The organism is Geobacillus sp. FJAT-46040, from assembly GCF_002335725.1.
In the GTDB taxonomy this organism is placed as follows: domain Bacteria; phylum Bacillota; class Bacilli; order Bacillales; family Anoxybacillaceae; genus Geobacillus; species Geobacillus thermoleovorans.
Genome location: NZ_NISS01000001.1, coordinates 286,184 through 303,492, shown reverse-complemented (window position 1 = coordinate 303,492; position 17,309 = coordinate 286,184). Strand labels below are relative to the sequence as shown.

The window sequence follows — 17,309 nt, the reverse complement described above, 5'->3', positions numbered from 1 at the left end:
GAGGTGAAACATTGTCCCGAGTTTATGTTGATCGCTTTTTGCGCTTTTTTCTTGTCATCGCCGCTGTCGCGCTCGGCGCCATCGCTATGTACTACATCGCGACGGTGACGTATCCGTTCATCATCGCCTTTTTCATCGCGATGATCATCAACCCGCTCGTCGATGCTTTGGAGCGGAAAGCGAAAATGCCGCGCTGGCTCGCGGTCAGCGTCACGCTCATCATGTTGTTTGTCGCGGTCGCCGGCTTGGTCACGCTTCTTGTTGCCGAAATCGTTTCGGGAACGCAATATTTAGCCCGCGTCGTGCCTGAAAAATTTCAAGCATTGATCACGTACATGGAGACGTTCGTCGCCGACCAAATCATCCCGATTTACAAAGATTTGGCCGGGATGTTTAAAAGTTTAAGCGCCGCCCAACAGGATACGATTATGCAAAACATTCAAGCCGTCGGAAAAAAAATTGGGACGACGGTTGGTGAATTTGTCCAGAGCATCCTGCAAAACATTCCGCAGCTTCTCGCCTGGCTGCCGAATGCCGCGACCGTGTTTATTTTTTCGCTGTTGGCGACGTTTTTCATCAGCAAAGACTGGCACCGTCTGATGCGCATGGCGCAGCAATGGCTGCCGACGAAAGCCCGCACAAGCGGAAAAACGGTGTTTCTTGATTTAAAGCGGGCGCTGTTTGGCTTTATCAAAGCGCAGGCGACGCTCATTTCGATTACGACGGTCATCGTGTTGATCGGCTTGCTTATTTTGCGCGTCGATTACGCCATTACGATCTCATTGATCATCGGGTTCGTCGATCTTTTGCCATATTTGGGAACGGGGATTGTATTTGTTCCTTGGATCATTTACACCATGGCTAGCGGCGACATTCCGTTTGCCATCGGATTGGGCGTGCTGTATGTCGTCGTCCTCGTCCAACGGCAAATCATGGAGCCGAAAGTGCTTTCTTCAACGATCGGCCTCGATCCGCTCGCGACGCTCATCGCCTTGTTCGTCGGCTTCAAACTGCTCGGCTTTCTCGGCTTGATTGCCGGCCCCGTCGCGCTTGTCATCATCCGCACGCTCCATAGCGCCAATGTTTTTCGTGATCTTTGGCGCTTTATTATCGGCAAGCCGACCACGTAATCGAAGGGAGCTGTCTCAAAAGCTCGGCTTTCTATAATAGGAATACAATCTTTCGTTTCACAAAGATGTTTAATGGGTATATAGGACGATGCGAAAGGGTGTCCCGCTGCTTTTGGGACACCCTGTTTTGCTGCAACGTCCGTTACAACACGCTCGCATGGCCGCGGTAGACGGCGCCAAAGCCGCCATCGACCGTGATCTCTTGCCCATCTTTAAACAAGCTTGTGGCATTTTCCACCCCGACGACGACCGGAATGCCAAGGCTTAAGCCGACGACCGCCGCATGGCTCGTCAACCCGCCCTCCTCGGTGATGATCGCCGCCGCTTTTTCGATCGCCGGCATCATATCGGCATCGGTGCTGATGGTGACTAAAATGCCGCCCTCTACCATTTTTCGGCACGCCTCTTCTGCCGTTTTGGCGACGACCGCCTTGCCGAATGCCGACTTGCGGCCGATGCCTTGCCCTTTGGCAAGCAAGTCGCTGATGACGTGCACTTTCATTAAGTTCGTCGATCCCGTTTCGCCGACCGGCACGCCGGCCGTGATGACGACCAAGTCGCCGTGCTTCACCAAGCCGGAGCGCACTGCCGCGTCGACCGCCACATCGAGCATTTCATCGGTTGTATTGACATGCGGTGCTTCTTTCGTATACACGCCCCAAATGAGCGCCAGCCGCCGCGAGACCGCTTCGTTTGATGTCACCGCGATGATCGGGGCTTTCGGGCGGTATTTCGCCACCATCTGCGGCGTTTTTCCGCTCACCGTCGGCGTCACGATCGCCGCGACATCCAAATTGAGCGCTGTGTGGGCGACCGATTGGCCGATGGCATCGGTGATCGTCGTTCGGCTCTCTTTCGTGCGCTGGGACAAAATGTCGCGATGCTCCAACGCCTGCTCGGTGCGGAGCGCGATTTGGTGCATCGTCCTTACCGCTTCGACCGGATACTGGCCGGCTGCGGTTTCTCCGGAAAGCATGACGGCGTCGGTGCCGTCAAAAATGGCGTTGGCGACATCGCTCGCCTCAGCCCGCGTCGGCCGCGGATTGCGCTGCATCGAGTCGAGCATTTGCGTCGCCGTGATGACCGGCTTGCCAAGCATGTTGCACTTTTTAATGAGCATTTTTTGAATGAGAGGCACTTCCTCAGCCGGAATCTCAACGCCAAGGTCGCCGCGCGCCACCATGAGGCCATCGGCGGCTTCCAAAATTTCATCGATGTTGGCGACGCCTTCTTCATTTTCAATTTTCGCGATAATTTGGATATGTAAGGCGTCATTCGCCTCGAGCAGCTCGCGGATTTCGAGCACATCAGACGCCCGGCGCACAAACGAGGCGGCGATGAAGTCGATGCCTTGGCGGATGCCAAATAAAATATCGGCTCGGTCCTTCTCGGTGATGCCCGGCAAATTGACACGCACGCCGGGGACATTGACCCCTTTTTTGTTTTTGAGCACACCGCTGTTTAAGACGGTCGTGGCAATTTCTCCAGCTTGCTTGTCGACCGCGTTGACTTCAAGGCCGATCAACCCGTCGTCCAGCAAAATTTTCGAACCAACGGACACATCATCGATCAGCCCCGGATAGGTGACAGAAATTTTTTCCGGCGTGCCGAGCACTTCGCTCATCGAAATGATGAGCTTTGCCCCTTCCTTCAGTTCGACGGCGCCGTTCTCCATATTGTGCGTGCGGATTTCCGGGCCTTTCGTATCGAGCAAAATGGCGACCGTTTGGCCCGTCCGCCTCGCCGCCTCGCGAATGTTGGCGATGCGCCGCCCGTGTTCCTCATGATCTCCGTGCGAAAAGTTGAGGCGCGCCACGTTCATCCCCGCTTCGATCAATTGCACGAGCTTGTCTACGCTCTCGCTTGCCGGCCCGATCGTACAGACGATTTTCGTTTTCCGCTTCATCACTTCTTCTTCCTTTCCCCTCGGAAATTAAATCGACAGCTCTTTCGACAATGTATACATCCGCTGATCGACCGTATGTGTTTTCGCCAACGCTTCGGCAATGTCATGGTCAACGATTTGGTTGTTTTGAATGCCAACGCAGCGGCCGCCTTTGCCTTCAAGGAGCAGCTCGACCGCACGGGCGCCGAGGCGGCTCGCTAACACGCGGTCAAACGCCGTCGGCGATCCGCCGCGCTGCACGTGGCCAAGCACCGTCACGCGCGTCTCAAAGCCGGTCGCCTCTTGAATTTGCCGGCCGAAGTCGACGCCGCTGCCGACTCCCTCGGCGACGATGATGATGCTGTGTTTTTTGCCGCGTTCATGGCCGCGCTTCAAGCGAGCGATGATGTCGTCCATGTCGTAGTCCGCTTCCGGAATCAAAATCGTCTCCGCCCCTCCGGCAAGCCCCGACCATAGCGCAATATCGCCGGCATGGCGGCCCATCACTTCGACGACGTACGTCCGCTCATGCGACGTCGCCGTGTCGCGGATTTTGTCAATGGCGTCAATGACCGTATTGAGCGCGGTGTCAAAACCGATCGTAAAATCGGTGCCTGGAATGTCGTTGTCGATCGTCCCGGGCACGCCGACGCACGGGAAGCCGTGCTCCGTCAATTTTTTCGCCCCTTGATACGACCCGTCGCCGCCGATGACGACCAGCCCTTCAATACCGTGCTTTTTCAGCTGCTCGATCCCCTTTTTCTGTCCTTCTTCCGTCTTAAACTCCGGGCAGCGCGCGGTATAAAGGATGGTGCCGCCGCGATGGATGATGTCCCCAACGTCCCCGACTTCCAGCTTTTTGATATTGCCGGCGATCAACCCGGCATACCCGTGGTAGATTCCGTACACTTCCACCCCATGGTAAATCGCTTTGCGGACGACAGCGCGAATGGCCGCATTCATGCCCGGCGAGTCGCCGCCGCTTGTCAACACACCAATCCGTTTCATCATTTCCACCTCGTTTGCATCGAATTGCACACGTCCGACCTCATACGTCTTCTTGAACATCCCTAATGTACCATGAACAACAGCGGAACACAATATAGAAGCGATCGCTGAAACGGCTTACAAAAGTGGATTTTTTCACGATAGAACAAAGCTGTCCCGCGACGGAGACAGCTTTTTCCTTATCTTGCCCGAATCGTTTCCGGCAAAAACGACACTTGGCCCATTTGTTTAAATTTTTCATAGCGCTGCCGGACGAGCTCTTCGCCGTCAAGCGCCAACAGCTGTTTGAGCGAACGGCGCAGCACGCGGTCAATTTCTTTTGCCTGCTCGTCGGCGTTGCGATGAGCGCCGCCTTTGACTTCTGGAATGATTTCATCGATGACGCCGAGCGCCTTTAAGTCATGAGCGGTGATTTTCATCGTTTCCGCCGCCCGCTGCGCCAATGAGGCGTCTTTCCACAAAATCGCCGCCGCCCCTTCCGGCGAGATGACCGAGTACGTCGAGTTTTCAAGCATATGGATATGATTGCCGACGCCAAGAGCAAGCGCCCCGCCGCTTCCGCCCTCTCCGATGACGATGCAGACGACAGGCACCGTGAGCCCAGCCATTTCAAACAAGTTGCGGGCGATCGCCTCGCTTTGCCCGCGCTCTTCGGCCGCTTTGCCCGGGTAGGCGCCTTTCGTGTCGATAAAGCAGATGATCGGCCGCGAAAACTTTTCTGCCTGCTTCATGAGCCGCAACGCCTTCCGGTATCCTTCCGGATGCGGCATGCCAAAGTTGCGGCGCAAGTTTTCTTTCGTATCTTTGCCGCGCTGATGACCGATGACCGTCACGGGGAGTCCGTCGTATTTGGCGATGCCGCCGACGATCGCCTCGTCATCGCCAAAGCAGCGGTCGCCGTGGCACTCAAGAAAGTTCGTAAACAACCGCTCGATGTAATCGAGCGTCGTCGGCCGCTGCGGGTGGCGGGCGATTTGCACGCGGTCCCACGGCGTCAAATTCGCATAAATCTCGTTTTCCAGCTTGGCGAGGCGCGCCTCAAGCTTTTCGATTTCCGCCGATAAATCGACGTCCGCCGTTTTCATGAACTCTTTCAACTCTTGAATTTTGCGGCGCAGCTCGACAAGCGGCTTTTCGAATTCTAATTCCGCCACCATCCCTCTTCCCCTCCTTTTTGATGAAGATCCAAGACGACCGCAAGCGTTTCTTTCAGCTCGTGGCGGTGAATGACGGCATCAAGCTGCCCGTGCTTCAGCAAAAACTCCGCCGTCTGGAAATCGTTCGGCAGCTCTTCGCGCACCGTCTGCTCGATGACGCGGCGGCCGGCAAAACCAATGAGCGCCCCCGGCTCGGCAAAGTTATAATCCCCAAGCGAGGCGAAACTCGCCGATACACCGCCGGTCGTCGGGTGGGTCATGACGGAGATGAACAAGCCGCCGTCGTTGCTGAACCGTTTGAGCGCCGCGCTTGTTTTCGCCATTTGCATGAGGCTCAACACCCCTTCCTGCATGCGGGCGCCGCCGGAAGCGGTGAAAATGAGAAACGGCATCTGCTGTTTGTGCGCCCGTTCGACGGCGCGGGTGATTTTTTCGCCGACGACCGAGCCCATGCTGCCCATGCGAAACGATGAATCCATGACAGCAATGACGAGCGGATGGCCGTCAAGCGCCCCTTCGCCGGTGACGACCGCCTCGTTCAGCCCTGACTTGCGCCGGTCTTCTTCCAGTTTTTCGATGTAGCCCGGAAAGCCGAGCGGATTGACCGAGATCATATCGGCGTCATACTCGCGGAAGCTGCCGTCATCAAGAAGGCTTGCAATCCGTTCACGCGCCGGCATCGGATGATGGTAGCCGCAGCTTAGGCAAACGCGCAAGTTTTTGATCAACTCTTTTGTATACATAATTTTCTTGCATTGCGGACATTTCGTCATCACGCCTTCCGGCACTTCATGCCTCGCTTGTTCTGAAGGCAGCGGTGCATACTTTTTCTTTTTCACAAACAAGTCTTTCCACACGAGGGAGCCCCTCCTTTGCGTTTTCGCCTCTCTACTACTTTATCGAAAATGGACATCATTGTTTGTCAAACGATGTCCGGCCCGTTTCGACAACGGCGAAGGGCCGTTGCGCCTCCCAGACGGCGACAGTCTCCGCCGGATCTTGCCTTTCCAAAGCGGCAAGCAGCTGTTCATAACCGGCGTCGGCAAGGGGCGGCTCGGGCGCAAATGAAGCGGCAAACCCCGACAGCACCCGCCAAATGCGGGCGAGCAAAACATTGACAGCCGCTTCCACCACCGTCTCGAAAAACCGCGCGAAATCAATCGGTTTTTGACGAACGATTTTTTTCAACTCGTCTACGTCCTCCGCGCTCCGGCGCCGACACGCAAGCGCAAGCAACAGGCGCTCGATGAGCCATTTTGTTTCCGCCAAATCGGCCTTCGCCCGTTCGTTTTCCAACAAAAACATCGCCAACAGGTCGATCAGCTGGTGGCTGCCGACCTCACGCCTATACCTCCCCTCGCCGCGCCGCGTTTCAATCAAGCCGAGAAATTCAAGCGCCCGCAACGCCTCGCGCACCGATGAACGCCCGACGCCGAGCCGTTCGGCCAGCTCGCGCTCCGACGGCAGCTTGTCGCCAGGGGCTAGGTTGTCTTCCGCCATCATGCGGTGGATATGTTTCAACGTCTCGGCATACACGTTCTCCTCTTTGATACAATGACCCCTCTCCTTCGCTTCATCCACTGGTCTGACCAACTAATGGTTATACGATATAACAAAATAATGAAATAGTAAAGAGCGATTTACTTGACGACCACGCGTCCGAAGCTGAACAAGGAAAGCAGTTCATCGACAAGCGGGGCGGTGAGATCGGCCGCATACCGCTCGGGAAGACGGAGAAGCTTCCGCTTCGCTTCATCGTACAAATACACCGGAGTGCGGCCTTGGTGTCGTTCCAACAGCGGCTTCAGCGCGGCAAGACGCGCCTTGTCTTGGCGGCTGGCGTCGATATACAGCGCCGACGCCGTCAAGCGTTCGGCGCGGCGGATGATGAGCTGACGCCGTCCGCCGCGCACCTCGATCGTTCCGGCAAGCAATACAAACTGTCCTTCTTTCAATATGTCCGCCGCGCGGCGGTAAACGTTCGGAAACGCCACCGCCTCCAATTCCCCGCTCTCATCGCCGACGGTGAAAAACGCCATTTCTTCACCCTGCTTTGTTCTCGTTTTCCGTATGCGGACGACCGCTCCTCCAACCACAGTTGACGGACCTTGTACATCGGCAACACACACCGCCCCCGCCGCTTGCAGCAACGGGCGGCACACCGCCGCCGGATGCGGGGTGACGGCGAAGCCAAGAAACTCCACTTCCCGCCGCCGCCGTTCGGACAAAAGCCACGAATGTGCGGCAGCATATTTCGGTTTTAACGACAGCCCTCCGGCTTGCAGCGCCTGAACCCATTGCACATGTTCGATCGCAATGTCAATGCTGGCAAGAAGCGAAGCCCGATCTGCACCGAACTCGTCAAACGCCCCAACGGAAATGAGCGCCTCGAGCGCCGGGCGCCCGAGCCCTTTTGGCAGCAGGCGAGCAGCGAAATCAAAGAAGTCGGCAAACGGTCCGTTCGCTTTCCGCTCCTCGACAATCAGCTTCGCCGCCGAGCCGACTTGCTTCACCATCGCGAGCCCAAGGCGAATGGCGCTCCCCTCCACGGAAGAGCGAAAACCGCTTTTGTTGACCGACGGCAAAAGGACGTTGATCCCTTTTCGCGCCGCCTCCCAATAGTATACCGCCGCTTTTTCTCGGTCGCCGGAAGCATTGGTGAGCATGACCGCATAAAAACAAAGCGGGTAATGAGCTTTCATATACGCCATCGCATACGACAACAGCGCATAGCTGACCGCGTGGCTTCGGTTGAAGCCGTAATCGGCAAAGCGGACGATGTGTCGGTACAGTTCCTCGGCGACTGCTTTCGGATAGCCGTTCGCCACGCAGCCGGCGACAAACGCCTGACGCTGCTTGGCAAGCAGCGCTTTCTCTTTTTTCGCCACCGCCCGGCGAAGCACGTCCGCTTGTCCGAGCGAAAATCCGGCAAGCCGGGCGGCGATTTGCATAATTTGCTCCTGGTAGATCAACACCCCGTATGTGGGCGCCAAAATCGTCTCAAGATCAGGATGGGCATAGGACACCGGCTCTTCCCCGCGCTTGCGCCGGATGTAAACGGGGATCATTTGCATCGGCCCTGGCCGATACAAGGCATTGACGGCGACGACATCTTCCAATTGCGACGGCCGCAGCTCGGCGAGCACACGCTTCATCCCGCTTGATTCCAGCTGAAAAATGCCGTTTGTATCTCCAGCGCCAAGCAGCGCGTACGTTTTTTCATCATTGAGCGGCAGCGTGCGGATGTCAAACGGCTTTCCTGTCTGCCGCTCGATCAAACGCACGATCTGCTCGATCAACGTGAGCGTGCGCAAACCGAGAAAATCAATTTTCAGCAATCCAAGCGCTTCAAGCGCCCCCATCGCGTATTGCGTCAGCGGCCATTCGCCATGGCTTGGCTGCAGCGGCACGAAGCGAACGAGCGGCTCTGGGCTGATGATGACACCAGCAGCGTGGATCGACGTATGGCGCGGCAGCCCTTCCAGTTTTTGCGCAACAGCCAGCCACTCTCTCCCTTGCGGAACCGCTGCCACCGCGCGCCGAAAAGCGGCGGACTCGGCATGCCATTGGCGGAGCGTCACACTTTGTTTGCTCGGCAGCAGCGCCGCGACCTGTTCCGCCTCCCGCTCAGGGACGCCAAGCGCTTTGGCCGTCTCGCGCAGCGCCGCTTTGGCGCCGAACGTACCGAACGTAATGATTTGCGCAACGCGGTCGCGCCCGTATTTATCCGCCACATAGCGAATCACTTCTTCGCGCCGGCCATCAGGAAAATCCAAGTCAATATCCGGCACCGACGCCCGCTCCGGATTTAAAAACCGTTCAAACAAAAGCCCATACTTGATCGGATCGACATCGGTGATCGACAATGCGTAGGCGACAAGCGACCCGGCCGCCGAACCGCGGCCCGGGCCGGTTAAGATGCCGCGCCGGCGGGCGTAGGCGAGCACATCGGCGACGATCAAAAAATAGTCGCTGAAATGAAGCGACTGAATCACATCCAGCTCATGCGAAAGCCGACGCCAGTAGCGCTCATCGGCCGACGGCACGCGTCGGGCGAGCCCTTGTTCCGATAAGAGGCGCAAATAACTGTCGGCCGTCTCTCCGTCCGGAACGGGATACGCCGGCAGCCGCCAACCGCCAAACTCGATCTGCAGCTCGCATTGATCGGCGATCGCCAGGCTGTTCTCGAGCGCCTCCGGCAAGTCCGCAAACCGGCGCGCCATCTCCTCTGGCCCCGCCAAATAGCGGCCGTTATCGTCCTCAATGTCAGCGAGCAACGCGCCGCGGCCGATGGCCTGCAAGCAACGCCACGCCACGGCATCGCTGCGCTCCACGTAACGGACGTCGTTCGTCGCCACGATCGGGACGCCGGTTTCCTCCGCCAGCTGCAACAACCCGGCTTCATATGGGGCTCGCGTTTGCTCGCCGCGCTGAACGGCGACATACAGCCGTCCTGGAAACAGCTGATGATAGCGGCCAAGCGCCTCTTTCGCCCGCTCCCATTCGCCGGCGGCCACAAGCGACTCGACGCGTCCCTCGCTTCCGGGAGTGATGGCGATGATGCCGCCGCTTAAGCGTACAAGAGCGGCTTCCTCCATATGCTTTGTTTCCCCCATTTGCATCATGGTGCTGATTTCAAGCAAATGGCGATACCCCTCTTCATTGGCGGCCAACAGCACGAGCGGGAACGCTTCCTCCCCAGAAAGAGCGACATCAGCCGTCACGCCGATAATCGGGCGAATGCCGTTCTGCTTGCATTCCCGGTAAAACGGAATAGCGCCATACAACACATTCCGGTCCGTGAGCGCGAGCGCTTGATAGCCGAGCTGTTTCGCCCTCGCTGCAAGCGCCTCCACCGCCGCTGCACTTTGAAACAAACTGTATCCGCTCAACACATGCAAGTGGACGAACATCATGACCATCCCTCCCTCATCCGTGCGCTTGACGGGCGAAAACTTTTCTTTCGGCTACATACTCCGTCCACCCTATTGATATACATAGATAAGAGAGAAAGAAAGGGCGGGGAAACGCATGAACGAAAAAGCGGCCTTCTTGCCGGCGTTTATTCAAAGCTATTTTATCGCCGTCGGCGTGCTGCTTGGCGGCGCCATCATCGGCGCGCTCGGCGCGTTTTTGAGCGGCGGCCAGCCGCTGACGGCCATGTACCGATTTGCCGGCGATTTGCGCATTTGGGCGGTCGTCGCCGCCATCGGCGGGACGTTTGACACGTTTTACGTCGTTGAGCGAGGGCTGTTTTTAGGGGAAACGAAAGACATCGTGCGGCAATTTTTGCTCATTTTGTCCGCCATGGGCGGAGCACAGACCGGAGTGGCGATCATCACGTGGCTGACGCAGGAGCACATTTCGCCATGAGAATTCCTCCGTATTACCAATACCCGTCATGGCAGCGCTTTTTCGCCGGCGCGGCGATCGGAGCGCTCATCAGTTGGTTTGTCTTTTTGTATATTTTCGGCGTCTTGCAGGAAAAACAAGTGCAACACGTCAATGAGCTCAACGAACAGATCGCCGATTTGCAAAACGAAATTCGCATTTGGCAGGAAGACTATATTCATTACAATAAGGAAATGAAAAAAAAGCTGACCGTGCAGGACGTTTCCGTCCATCTCGCCAACGCCGAGCAATATAAACTTGATTCATACACGACGTTTCGCATTGAAGACAGCGTCAAAGAAGATTTGTCCCATTTGATTGCGAAAGACATCGAAACGGTGTACAACAGCCGCGAACTGATTGAGCGGGCAATTGAAAACAAAACGTATACGATCCACGAGAAGACATACCGGCTTGAACTTCACACACTCACGATCTTTACCTTATTGGCCGTCGAAGTGAAACTGACGCCGCTTCCGTAGAGCGCGCCTTGCCGCCCCATTCCGCCGCGGTGGAGTGCCAAACAAGCGCGTCTTGCGGGAAAAGAGGGTGTCCCGAAAGCCTTCGGGACGCCTTCTCCTATCAACATGACGCTTCATTTGAAACAACAACTTTTTAAAACCACCCGTTTCCGTCACCGCTCAGCCCGGCAAACCGCTTTTACGTCTTCAATCACGCGATCCGCTTCCTCCCAAGAAGCAATGGACGCACCGGCTGCGAGCGGATGGCCGCCGCCGCCGTAGCGTTTGGCGACCACATTGATGACCGGCCCTTTGGAACGGAAGCGGACGCGGATTTCCCGTTCTTCCTCAATGAAAAACACCCAGGCGACAATGCCGTCAATATTGCCGAGCAAACTGACGAGTTGCGACGCCTCAAGCGGGGTGACGCCGTATTCCCCAAGCAGCGCCCGCGGCATTTTCACAGCCGCCACCCCTTCCTCGATCATAAAGTTCGACAACACATAACCGCTTAAGCGGGCGAGCGGCAAGCTCGTCCGATACAATCCGTCGTACAATTCCGTCAGCGAAAAACCGTACGAAATGAGCTCCCCAGCGTAGCGGAACGTTTTTTCACTTGTGCGCGGAAACAAAAAGCGACCCGTATCGCCGACAATGCCGGCGTAAATGAGACGCGCCGCCTCAGCGGTCATCGTCAACCCTTCCTCTTTCCCCGCCAAATAAAACTCATAAATCATCTCGCTTGTCGAACTGGCGGCGGTATCGACCCACATAATGTCGCCATACGGCGTGTCGTTCGGGTGATGGTCAATTTTAATGAGCTTTCGCCCGAGCCGATAGCGGCTGTCGCAAATCCGCTCCTCATTGGCTGTATCGCAGACGATCACAAGCGCCTGTTCATAAACGGCATCGTCAATGACATCCATTTGTCGTAAAAATGATAACGATGGGTCATCGGTCCCCACCGCATACACTCGTTTTTCCGGAAACGACGCCCGGAGCAACGCCGCCAACCCGCCTTGCGACCCGTACGCGTCCGGGTCCGGGCGAACATGGCGGTGGATGATGATCGTGTCAAATTCACGAATCGCATCAAGAATTTGTTGATGAACCGGTTTCATTCGTTCTTCCCCTTTAGTCACCTGTCATATTCAACCGCTGGCATTTTTCCCTGCTTCTATGTACAATGAAAAAAGAAAAATGAACAACGGAGGGACCCAACCATGCCAGCCTTGGTTATTTTCATTATATTTTCCTTTTCGTTTTACGTCTATTATAAAATCCGCTACGTCCGCTCCCAGCGCCCGATGGAACGCCGCTTTCTCTCAGCGAAATCGAGCATGGCGCTTGGACTGTTCGTTGCCTTGTTCGGGATCAACCAATTGTTTTTGTATCAGACAACCGTGACCTATATCATCTGCGCCATTTTTATCGCCTTAGGCTTCGGGAGCGTTTGGGCCGGCTACCGCGCCTACCGCTACTATCTGCCGCAGGCGGTCGAAGAGGCAAAGGAAGCGGCAAAACAAGGGCAATGCCGTTTGGCGTATGCGCCGGTCAACGATAAAGGAAAAGGATGTTCCCATAAGGAAGTGGACATCCTTTTTTTCCTTTACCGTTTATCGGTCGATCAGCTGGCACATCATCATCGCTTTGCCGACAAGATCGCCTTCGTTATACACTTCGACATCCACTTTCCCGAACTTGCGCCCGAGCTCTAAAAGCTTTGCCCGCACGTCGACCGTGCTTTCGATTTGCACCGGCTTGATGAAGTAAATCGTGATATTTTCCATCACCAAATCGCCGCGTTTGTACGCGCGAAGCATGCGCGCCGCCGCTTCGGTGACGATCGTCGTAAACACGCCGTACGAGAGCGTCCCTAAATAGTTCGTCATCTGCGGCGTGATCGTGCAGCGAAACAGCGTTTCTTTGTCGCCTGACTCACGAAACTGGGCGGTGATGAGATCATCGATCGTCTCCCCGACTTGCGGCTGGCGCTGCGCCATTTGCAGCGCTTTTAACACGTCTTGGCGGCTGATGATCCCTTGCAGCCGGTTATAGTCATCCACCACCGGGAGAAGCTCAATTCCTTCCCATACCATAATATGAGAAGCAAACGCCACTGACGTTTTTCCGTTCACCGTAATCGGCTGCTTCGTCATCACCTTTTCGATCGGCAGCTGCCGGTCGACATCCAGCACGTCTTTTGCCGTCACAACCCCTTGCACTTTCAGCTCATCATCGACGACCGGGAACCGGCTATGGCGCGTCTCTTTGTTCAACGCATACCACCGCTCAATCGGATCATGGACGCGCAAGTACGCTGTTTTGTCAAGCGGAATGAGAATATCCTCGACCAACACAATTTCTTTTTTGATGAGCTGGTCGTAAATCGCCCGGTTGATCATCGTCGCGACCGTAAACGTGTCATAGCTCGTCGAAATGATCGGCAGCTGCCGCTCATCGGCGAGCTTTTTCACGTGGTCGGCCGTGTCAAACCCGCCGGTGATGAGCACGGCCGCCCCCGCCTGAAGCGCCAGCTCGTGCGCCTTCGTCCGGTTGCCGACGATAAGCAAATCCCCTGCGCCCGTATAGCGCATCATCGCCTCCAGCTGCATTGCGCCGATGACAAAACGGTTGAGCGTCTTATGCAACCCTTCACGTCCGCCAAGCACTTGGCCGTCCACAATGTTGACAACCTCGGCGTACGTAAGCTTCTCAATGTTTTCCTTCCGTTTCTTCTCAATCCGGATCGTGCCGACGCGTTCAATCGTGCTCACATACCCTTTGTTCTCGGCGTCCTTGATCGCCCGGTACGCCGTCCCTTCGCTTACGCCCATTTCCTTGGCGATCTGCCGGACAGAAATTTTCTCGCCGATCGGCAGCCGGTGGATGTATTCCAAAATTTGCTCGTGTTTTGTCGCCAACGGTTCTTCACCCTTTACGCGTTTGTTACTTTCATTATAACGGGCCTGGCGGCGGGGATTCAACGGTCGCGCCGGCCATCATAAAGCGCCCTTCCCAAAGCGGGAAGAGCGCCTCTGTTACAGCTCGATGCTTTCCCCCGGTTTCAACGCGCGGCCGACGCCCGGCGGAAGGAGCGAGACGAACCGCTCGGGGTCTTGGGTGATCGGCGGGAACGTGTTGTAATGGATCGGCACGACGAGTTTCGCCCCGAGCCACTCGGCGGCGACCGCCGCGTCTTCCGGCCCCATCGTGAAGCTGTCCCCAATCGGCAAAAAGGCGACATCGATGTTATGGCGCTCGCCGATCAGCTTCATGTCGGAAAACAGCCCGGTATCGCCGGCATGATAGATCGTTTTGCCTTCGGCCGTGAACAAAATGCCGGTCGGCATGCCTAAATAAATGATTTGCTTGTCGTCCGTCACAAACCCGGAGCTGTGGAACGCCTGCGTGAACTTGACCGTGCCAAAGTCAAATTCGCGCGCCCCGCCGATGTTCATACCAAACGTCTCGACGCCTTGCCAGCTTAAATACGTCGCCAGCTCAAATGTGGCCACGACAAGGGCGTTGTTCCGCTTGGCGATTTCAACCGTATCGCCGACATGATCCCCGTGCCCGTGCGTCAACAAAATGACATCCGCTTTCACATCCGCCGCGTTCAAATCGGTCGTCGTATTGCCGGTGATGAACGGGTCGATCAAAATCGTTTTTCCGTTCGTCTCAATGCGGACGACCGAATGGCCATGGTAGCTGATTTTCATCGTCACATCTCTCCTTTCCACTACACATGATTCGCCGCCGCCCATCCATTCCCTTCTTTTCCCTCCTGTCCATTTACAAACGGCCCGTTTCTTGATACGCTCAAAATGGACGATCACGAAAAAAGGAAGGAAGGGAACGATGAACCAACGGCTGGATGCTTTTTCATCATGGCTTCAACATCATGATGATTCATTTGCCTTCATTACGTCAAGCGCCAACGTTTTTTATTTGAGCGGCTTTTTTTGCGATCCACACGAGCGGCTGCTTGCATTGCTTGTCTTCCCTGACAGCGAGCCCGCGCTCGTCTGTCCGCAAATGGAAGTCCCGCGCGCCCGCCGGAGCGGCTTTGGGTATACGGTGATCGGCTACGACGACAGCACCGACCCATGGGAAGAGATCGGGCGCCATCTCGAAGCGCGCGGCGCAAAACCCGGCTTGATTGCCATCGAGAAAAACCATTTGTCGTTCGCCCGTTTCGAGCGTCTCTCGGCATTGTTTCCAAACGCCAAGTGGCACGACGCCGAAGAAAAGCTGCGCCAGCTTCGCCTGATCAAGGATGAGCAGGAAATGAAGGTGTTGCGCCAGGCGGCAAAACTGGCCGACAAAGCGATCGAAATCGGCGTCTCGGCCATCCGCCCGGGCGTGACAGAGCTCGAACTTGTCGCCCTTATTGAATATGAGCTGAAAAAACTCGGCGTTGAAGGGATGTCGTTTCCCACGACCGTGCTTGCGGGCGCAAAATCAGCCGATCCGCACGGCGTGCCGGGAACGGCGGCGGTCGCACCAGGCGATTTCGTGCTGTTCGATTTGGGCGTCATCGTCGATGGGTATTGCTCCGACATTACCCGCACCGTCGTCTGTCAGACGGCAAGCGACGAACAGCGGCTCATTTACGATACCGTTCGGCGCGCCCAGCAGGCGGCGATCGACGCCTGCCGCCCGCAAACCGCGATGGGCGAGATCGACCGCGCCGCCCGAAACGTCATCGAACAAGCCGGCTACGGAGACTATTTCACCCACCGCGTCGGGCACGGCTTAGGGATCGAGATCCACGAATACCCATCGCTTCATGGCGCCAACAACGAACCGCTCGCCCCCGGCATGGTGTTTACAATCGAACCAGGCATTTACGTCCCATCCATCGGCGGCGTGCGCATTGAAGACGACGTCGCGGTCACGGATCATGGGGTTGAGGTGTTGACGTCGTTTTCGAAGGAGTTGATCATTGTTTAACGAGAGAGGCCATTGGCAAAAGCTGCCGCGAATGAGCGCATCAAAAAAGCTGTCCACCGGCCCGATCCCCAAGTCGATTCGGACAGCTTTGTTTTCTCATCGCCATCAAGGCGGCTCCATCTTCATTGTTTCATCCCTGCAGCAACGAATGAACATCCGTATACGACATGTTGTGCGCCGCCGCGACCGCTTCGTACACGATGTGCCCGTCGAGCGTGTTGATCCCTTTTAACAGCGCCGGATTGTCGAGGCAAGCGGCGCGGTAGCCTTTGTTGGCGATTTGCAAGGCGTATGGGATCGTGACGTTCGTAAGCGCGAATGTTGACGTACGCGGCACAGCGCCCGGCATGTTCGCGACGGCGTAATGGACGACGCCGTGCTTGACGTATGTCGGATCGTCGTGCGTCGTGACGCGGTCGGTCGTTTCAAAAATGCCGCCTTGGTCAATGGCGACGTCGACCAACACCGAGCCTGGCGTCATCGAGCGCACCATCTCTTCCGTCACAAGCTTCGGCGCTTTCGCCCCCGGGATCAAGACGGCGCCGACGACCAAATCGGATTCGCGCACGCACTCGGCGATATGATACGAGTTGGACATCAACGTCGTCACTTGGTCGCCGAACAAATCATCGAGCTCGCGCAGCCGCTCGGCGTTAATGTCCAAAATCGTCACGTCCGCCCCGAGGCCGACCGCGATTTTCGCCGCGTTCGTCCCCGCTGTGCCGCCGCCGATGATCGTCACTTTGCCGCGCCGCACCCCGGGCACGCCGCCAAGCAAAATGCCTTTCCCGCCGTGCGGCTTCTCGAGAAACTGGGCGCCGACTTGCACCGACATGCGGCCGGCGACTTCACTCATCGGCGTCAACAGCGGCAGCGAGCCGTTCGCAAGCTGCACCGTCTCGTAAGCGATGCCGACCACTTTTTGCTCGACGAGCGCTTTCGTGAGCGCTTCGGCCGCGGCTAAATGCAAATACGTAAACAAAATCAATCCGGGGCGAAAATAGCGGAACTCCTCAGCCAGCGGTTCTTTCACTTTCAACACCATCTCCGCCGCCCAGGCATCTTCCGCTTTCGTCACGATCACTGCCCCGGCTTTTTCATACTCGGAATCGGAAAAACCCGACCCAGCGCCGGCTTCCGTCTCCACATACACGTCATGCCCCGCTTTGACGAGCGTCATCACGCCTGCCGGAGTGATGGCGACGCGGTTTTCATTGTTTTTGATTTCTTTTGGAATGCCGATCTTCATTACTTTTTCCTCCTTTTTCCTTCCCTCTTCTTCTTTTATTGTGCCCCGTTTCGCGCAAAAGCAAACGAAAAA

General features: G+C 56.5%; 13 protein-coding genes and 2 pseudogenes. 5 read left to right on the top strand and 10 right to left on the bottom strand.

The features are described from left to right. The first annotated feature begins 11 nt into the window (after positions 1-11). Positions 12-1,130 carry a sporulation integral membrane protein YtvI gene (gene ytvI / locus CD000_RS01625; RefSeq protein WP_096224733.1) on the top strand — a complete coding sequence of 373 codons (1,119 nt, stop codon included), beginning with the start codon at positions 12-14 and terminating at the stop codon, positions 1,128-1,130. A 142-nt stretch (positions 1,131-1,272) separates the two neighbouring features. On the opposite strand, the gene pyk is transcribed toward ytvI, so the two are convergent. The 6 genes and pseudogenes from pyk to dnaE form a co-directional block, all read right to left on the bottom strand. Then, complete coding sequence (pyk, locus tag CD000_RS01620; RefSeq protein WP_025039133.1) at positions 1,273-3,036, bottom strand: pyruvate kinase; 1,764 nt, start codon at positions 3,034-3,036, stop codon at positions 1,273-1,275. 27 nt (positions 3,037-3,063) lie between these two features. Continuing rightward, positions 3,064-4,023 carry a 6-phosphofructokinase gene (pfkA, locus tag CD000_RS01615; protein ID WP_011232214.1) on the bottom strand — a complete coding sequence of 320 codons (960 nt, stop codon included), beginning with the start codon at positions 4,021-4,023 and terminating at the stop codon, positions 3,064-3,066. A gap of 179 nt (positions 4,024-4,202) precedes the next feature. Next, on the bottom strand, positions 4,203-5,180 hold the full coding sequence (gene accA, locus CD000_RS01610) for an acetyl-CoA carboxylase carboxyl transferase subunit alpha (RefSeq protein ID WP_011232215.1): 978 nt from the start codon (positions 5,178-5,180) through the stop codon (positions 4,203-4,205). Beyond that, positions 5,165-6,037, bottom strand: a complete 873-nt coding sequence (gene accD / locus CD000_RS01605; protein WP_014196529.1) for an acetyl-CoA carboxylase, carboxyltransferase subunit beta — start codon at positions 6,035-6,037, stop codon at positions 5,165-5,167. The genes accA and accD overlap by 16 nt, the downstream gene beginning before the upstream one ends. A 39-nt stretch (positions 6,038-6,076) precedes the next feature. Then, positions 6,077-6,761: pseudogene (locus CD000_RS01600) on the bottom strand (FadR/GntR family transcriptional regulator). Between the two features lie 59 nt (positions 6,762-6,820). After that, positions 6,821-10,096 (bottom strand): DNA polymerase III subunit alpha, encoded by a 3,276-nt coding sequence (dnaE, locus tag CD000_RS01595; RefSeq protein ID WP_198962473.1) that lies wholly within the window; start codon positions 10,094-10,096, stop codon positions 6,821-6,823. A gap of 115 nt (positions 10,097-10,211) precedes the next feature. On the opposite strand from dnaE, the gene ytrH reads away from it, so the two are divergent. After that, positions 10,212-10,553 (top strand): sporulation membrane protein YtrH, encoded by a 342-nt coding sequence (gene ytrH, locus CD000_RS01590; RefSeq protein WP_011232219.1) that lies wholly within the window; start codon positions 10,212-10,214, stop codon positions 10,551-10,553. Further along, a complete protein-coding gene (gene ytrI / locus CD000_RS01585) occupies positions 10,550-11,053 on the top strand; it encodes a sporulation membrane protein YtrI (protein ID WP_014196532.1) in 504 nt (167 codons plus the stop codon). Before ytrH ends, ytrI begins: the two co-directional genes overlap by 4 nt. A 152-nt stretch (positions 11,054-11,205) precedes the next feature. Here ytrI and CD000_RS01580 read toward each other — a convergent pair whose 3' ends face one another. After that, positions 11,206-12,153 carry a DHH family phosphoesterase gene (locus tag CD000_RS01580; RefSeq protein WP_011232221.1) on the bottom strand — a complete coding sequence of 316 codons (948 nt, stop codon included), beginning with the start codon at positions 12,151-12,153 and terminating at the stop codon, positions 11,206-11,208. Between the two features lie 102 nt (positions 12,154-12,255). On the opposite strand from CD000_RS01580, the pseudogene CD000_RS01575 reads away from it, so the two are divergent. Continuing rightward, positions 12,256-12,561, top strand: a pseudogene (locus CD000_RS01575) (YtpI family protein); the annotation flags it as partial. Positions 12,562-12,648: 87 nt separating this feature from the next. Here CD000_RS01575 and CD000_RS01570 read toward each other — a convergent pair. After that, positions 12,649-13,956: a CBS domain-containing protein gene (locus CD000_RS01570; protein WP_096224731.1), complete on the bottom strand. Its 1,308-nt coding sequence runs from the start codon at positions 13,954-13,956 to the stop codon at positions 12,649-12,651. A 117-nt stretch (positions 13,957-14,073) separates the two neighbouring features. Next, positions 14,074-14,754: a metal-dependent hydrolase gene (locus CD000_RS01565; RefSeq protein ID WP_011232224.1), complete on the bottom strand. Its 681-nt coding sequence runs from the start codon at positions 14,752-14,754 to the stop codon at positions 14,074-14,076. A gap of 139 nt (positions 14,755-14,893) precedes the next feature. On the opposite strand from CD000_RS01565, the gene CD000_RS01560 reads away from it, so the two are divergent. After that, the gene (locus CD000_RS01560) at positions 14,894-15,988 is read left to right on the top strand and encodes a M24 family metallopeptidase (protein WP_096224730.1); all 1,095 of its coding nucleotides are present in this window, start codon (positions 14,894-14,896) and stop codon (positions 15,986-15,988) included. Between the two features lie 130 nt (positions 15,989-16,118). Here the strand turns inward: CD000_RS01560 and ald are convergent, their stop codons facing one another. Continuing rightward, positions 16,119-17,237 carry an alanine dehydrogenase gene (gene ald / locus CD000_RS01555; RefSeq protein ID WP_096224729.1) on the bottom strand — a complete coding sequence of 373 codons (1,119 nt, stop codon included), beginning with the start codon at positions 17,235-17,237 and terminating at the stop codon, positions 16,119-16,121. Between the last annotated feature and the right edge of the window lie 72 nt (positions 17,238-17,309).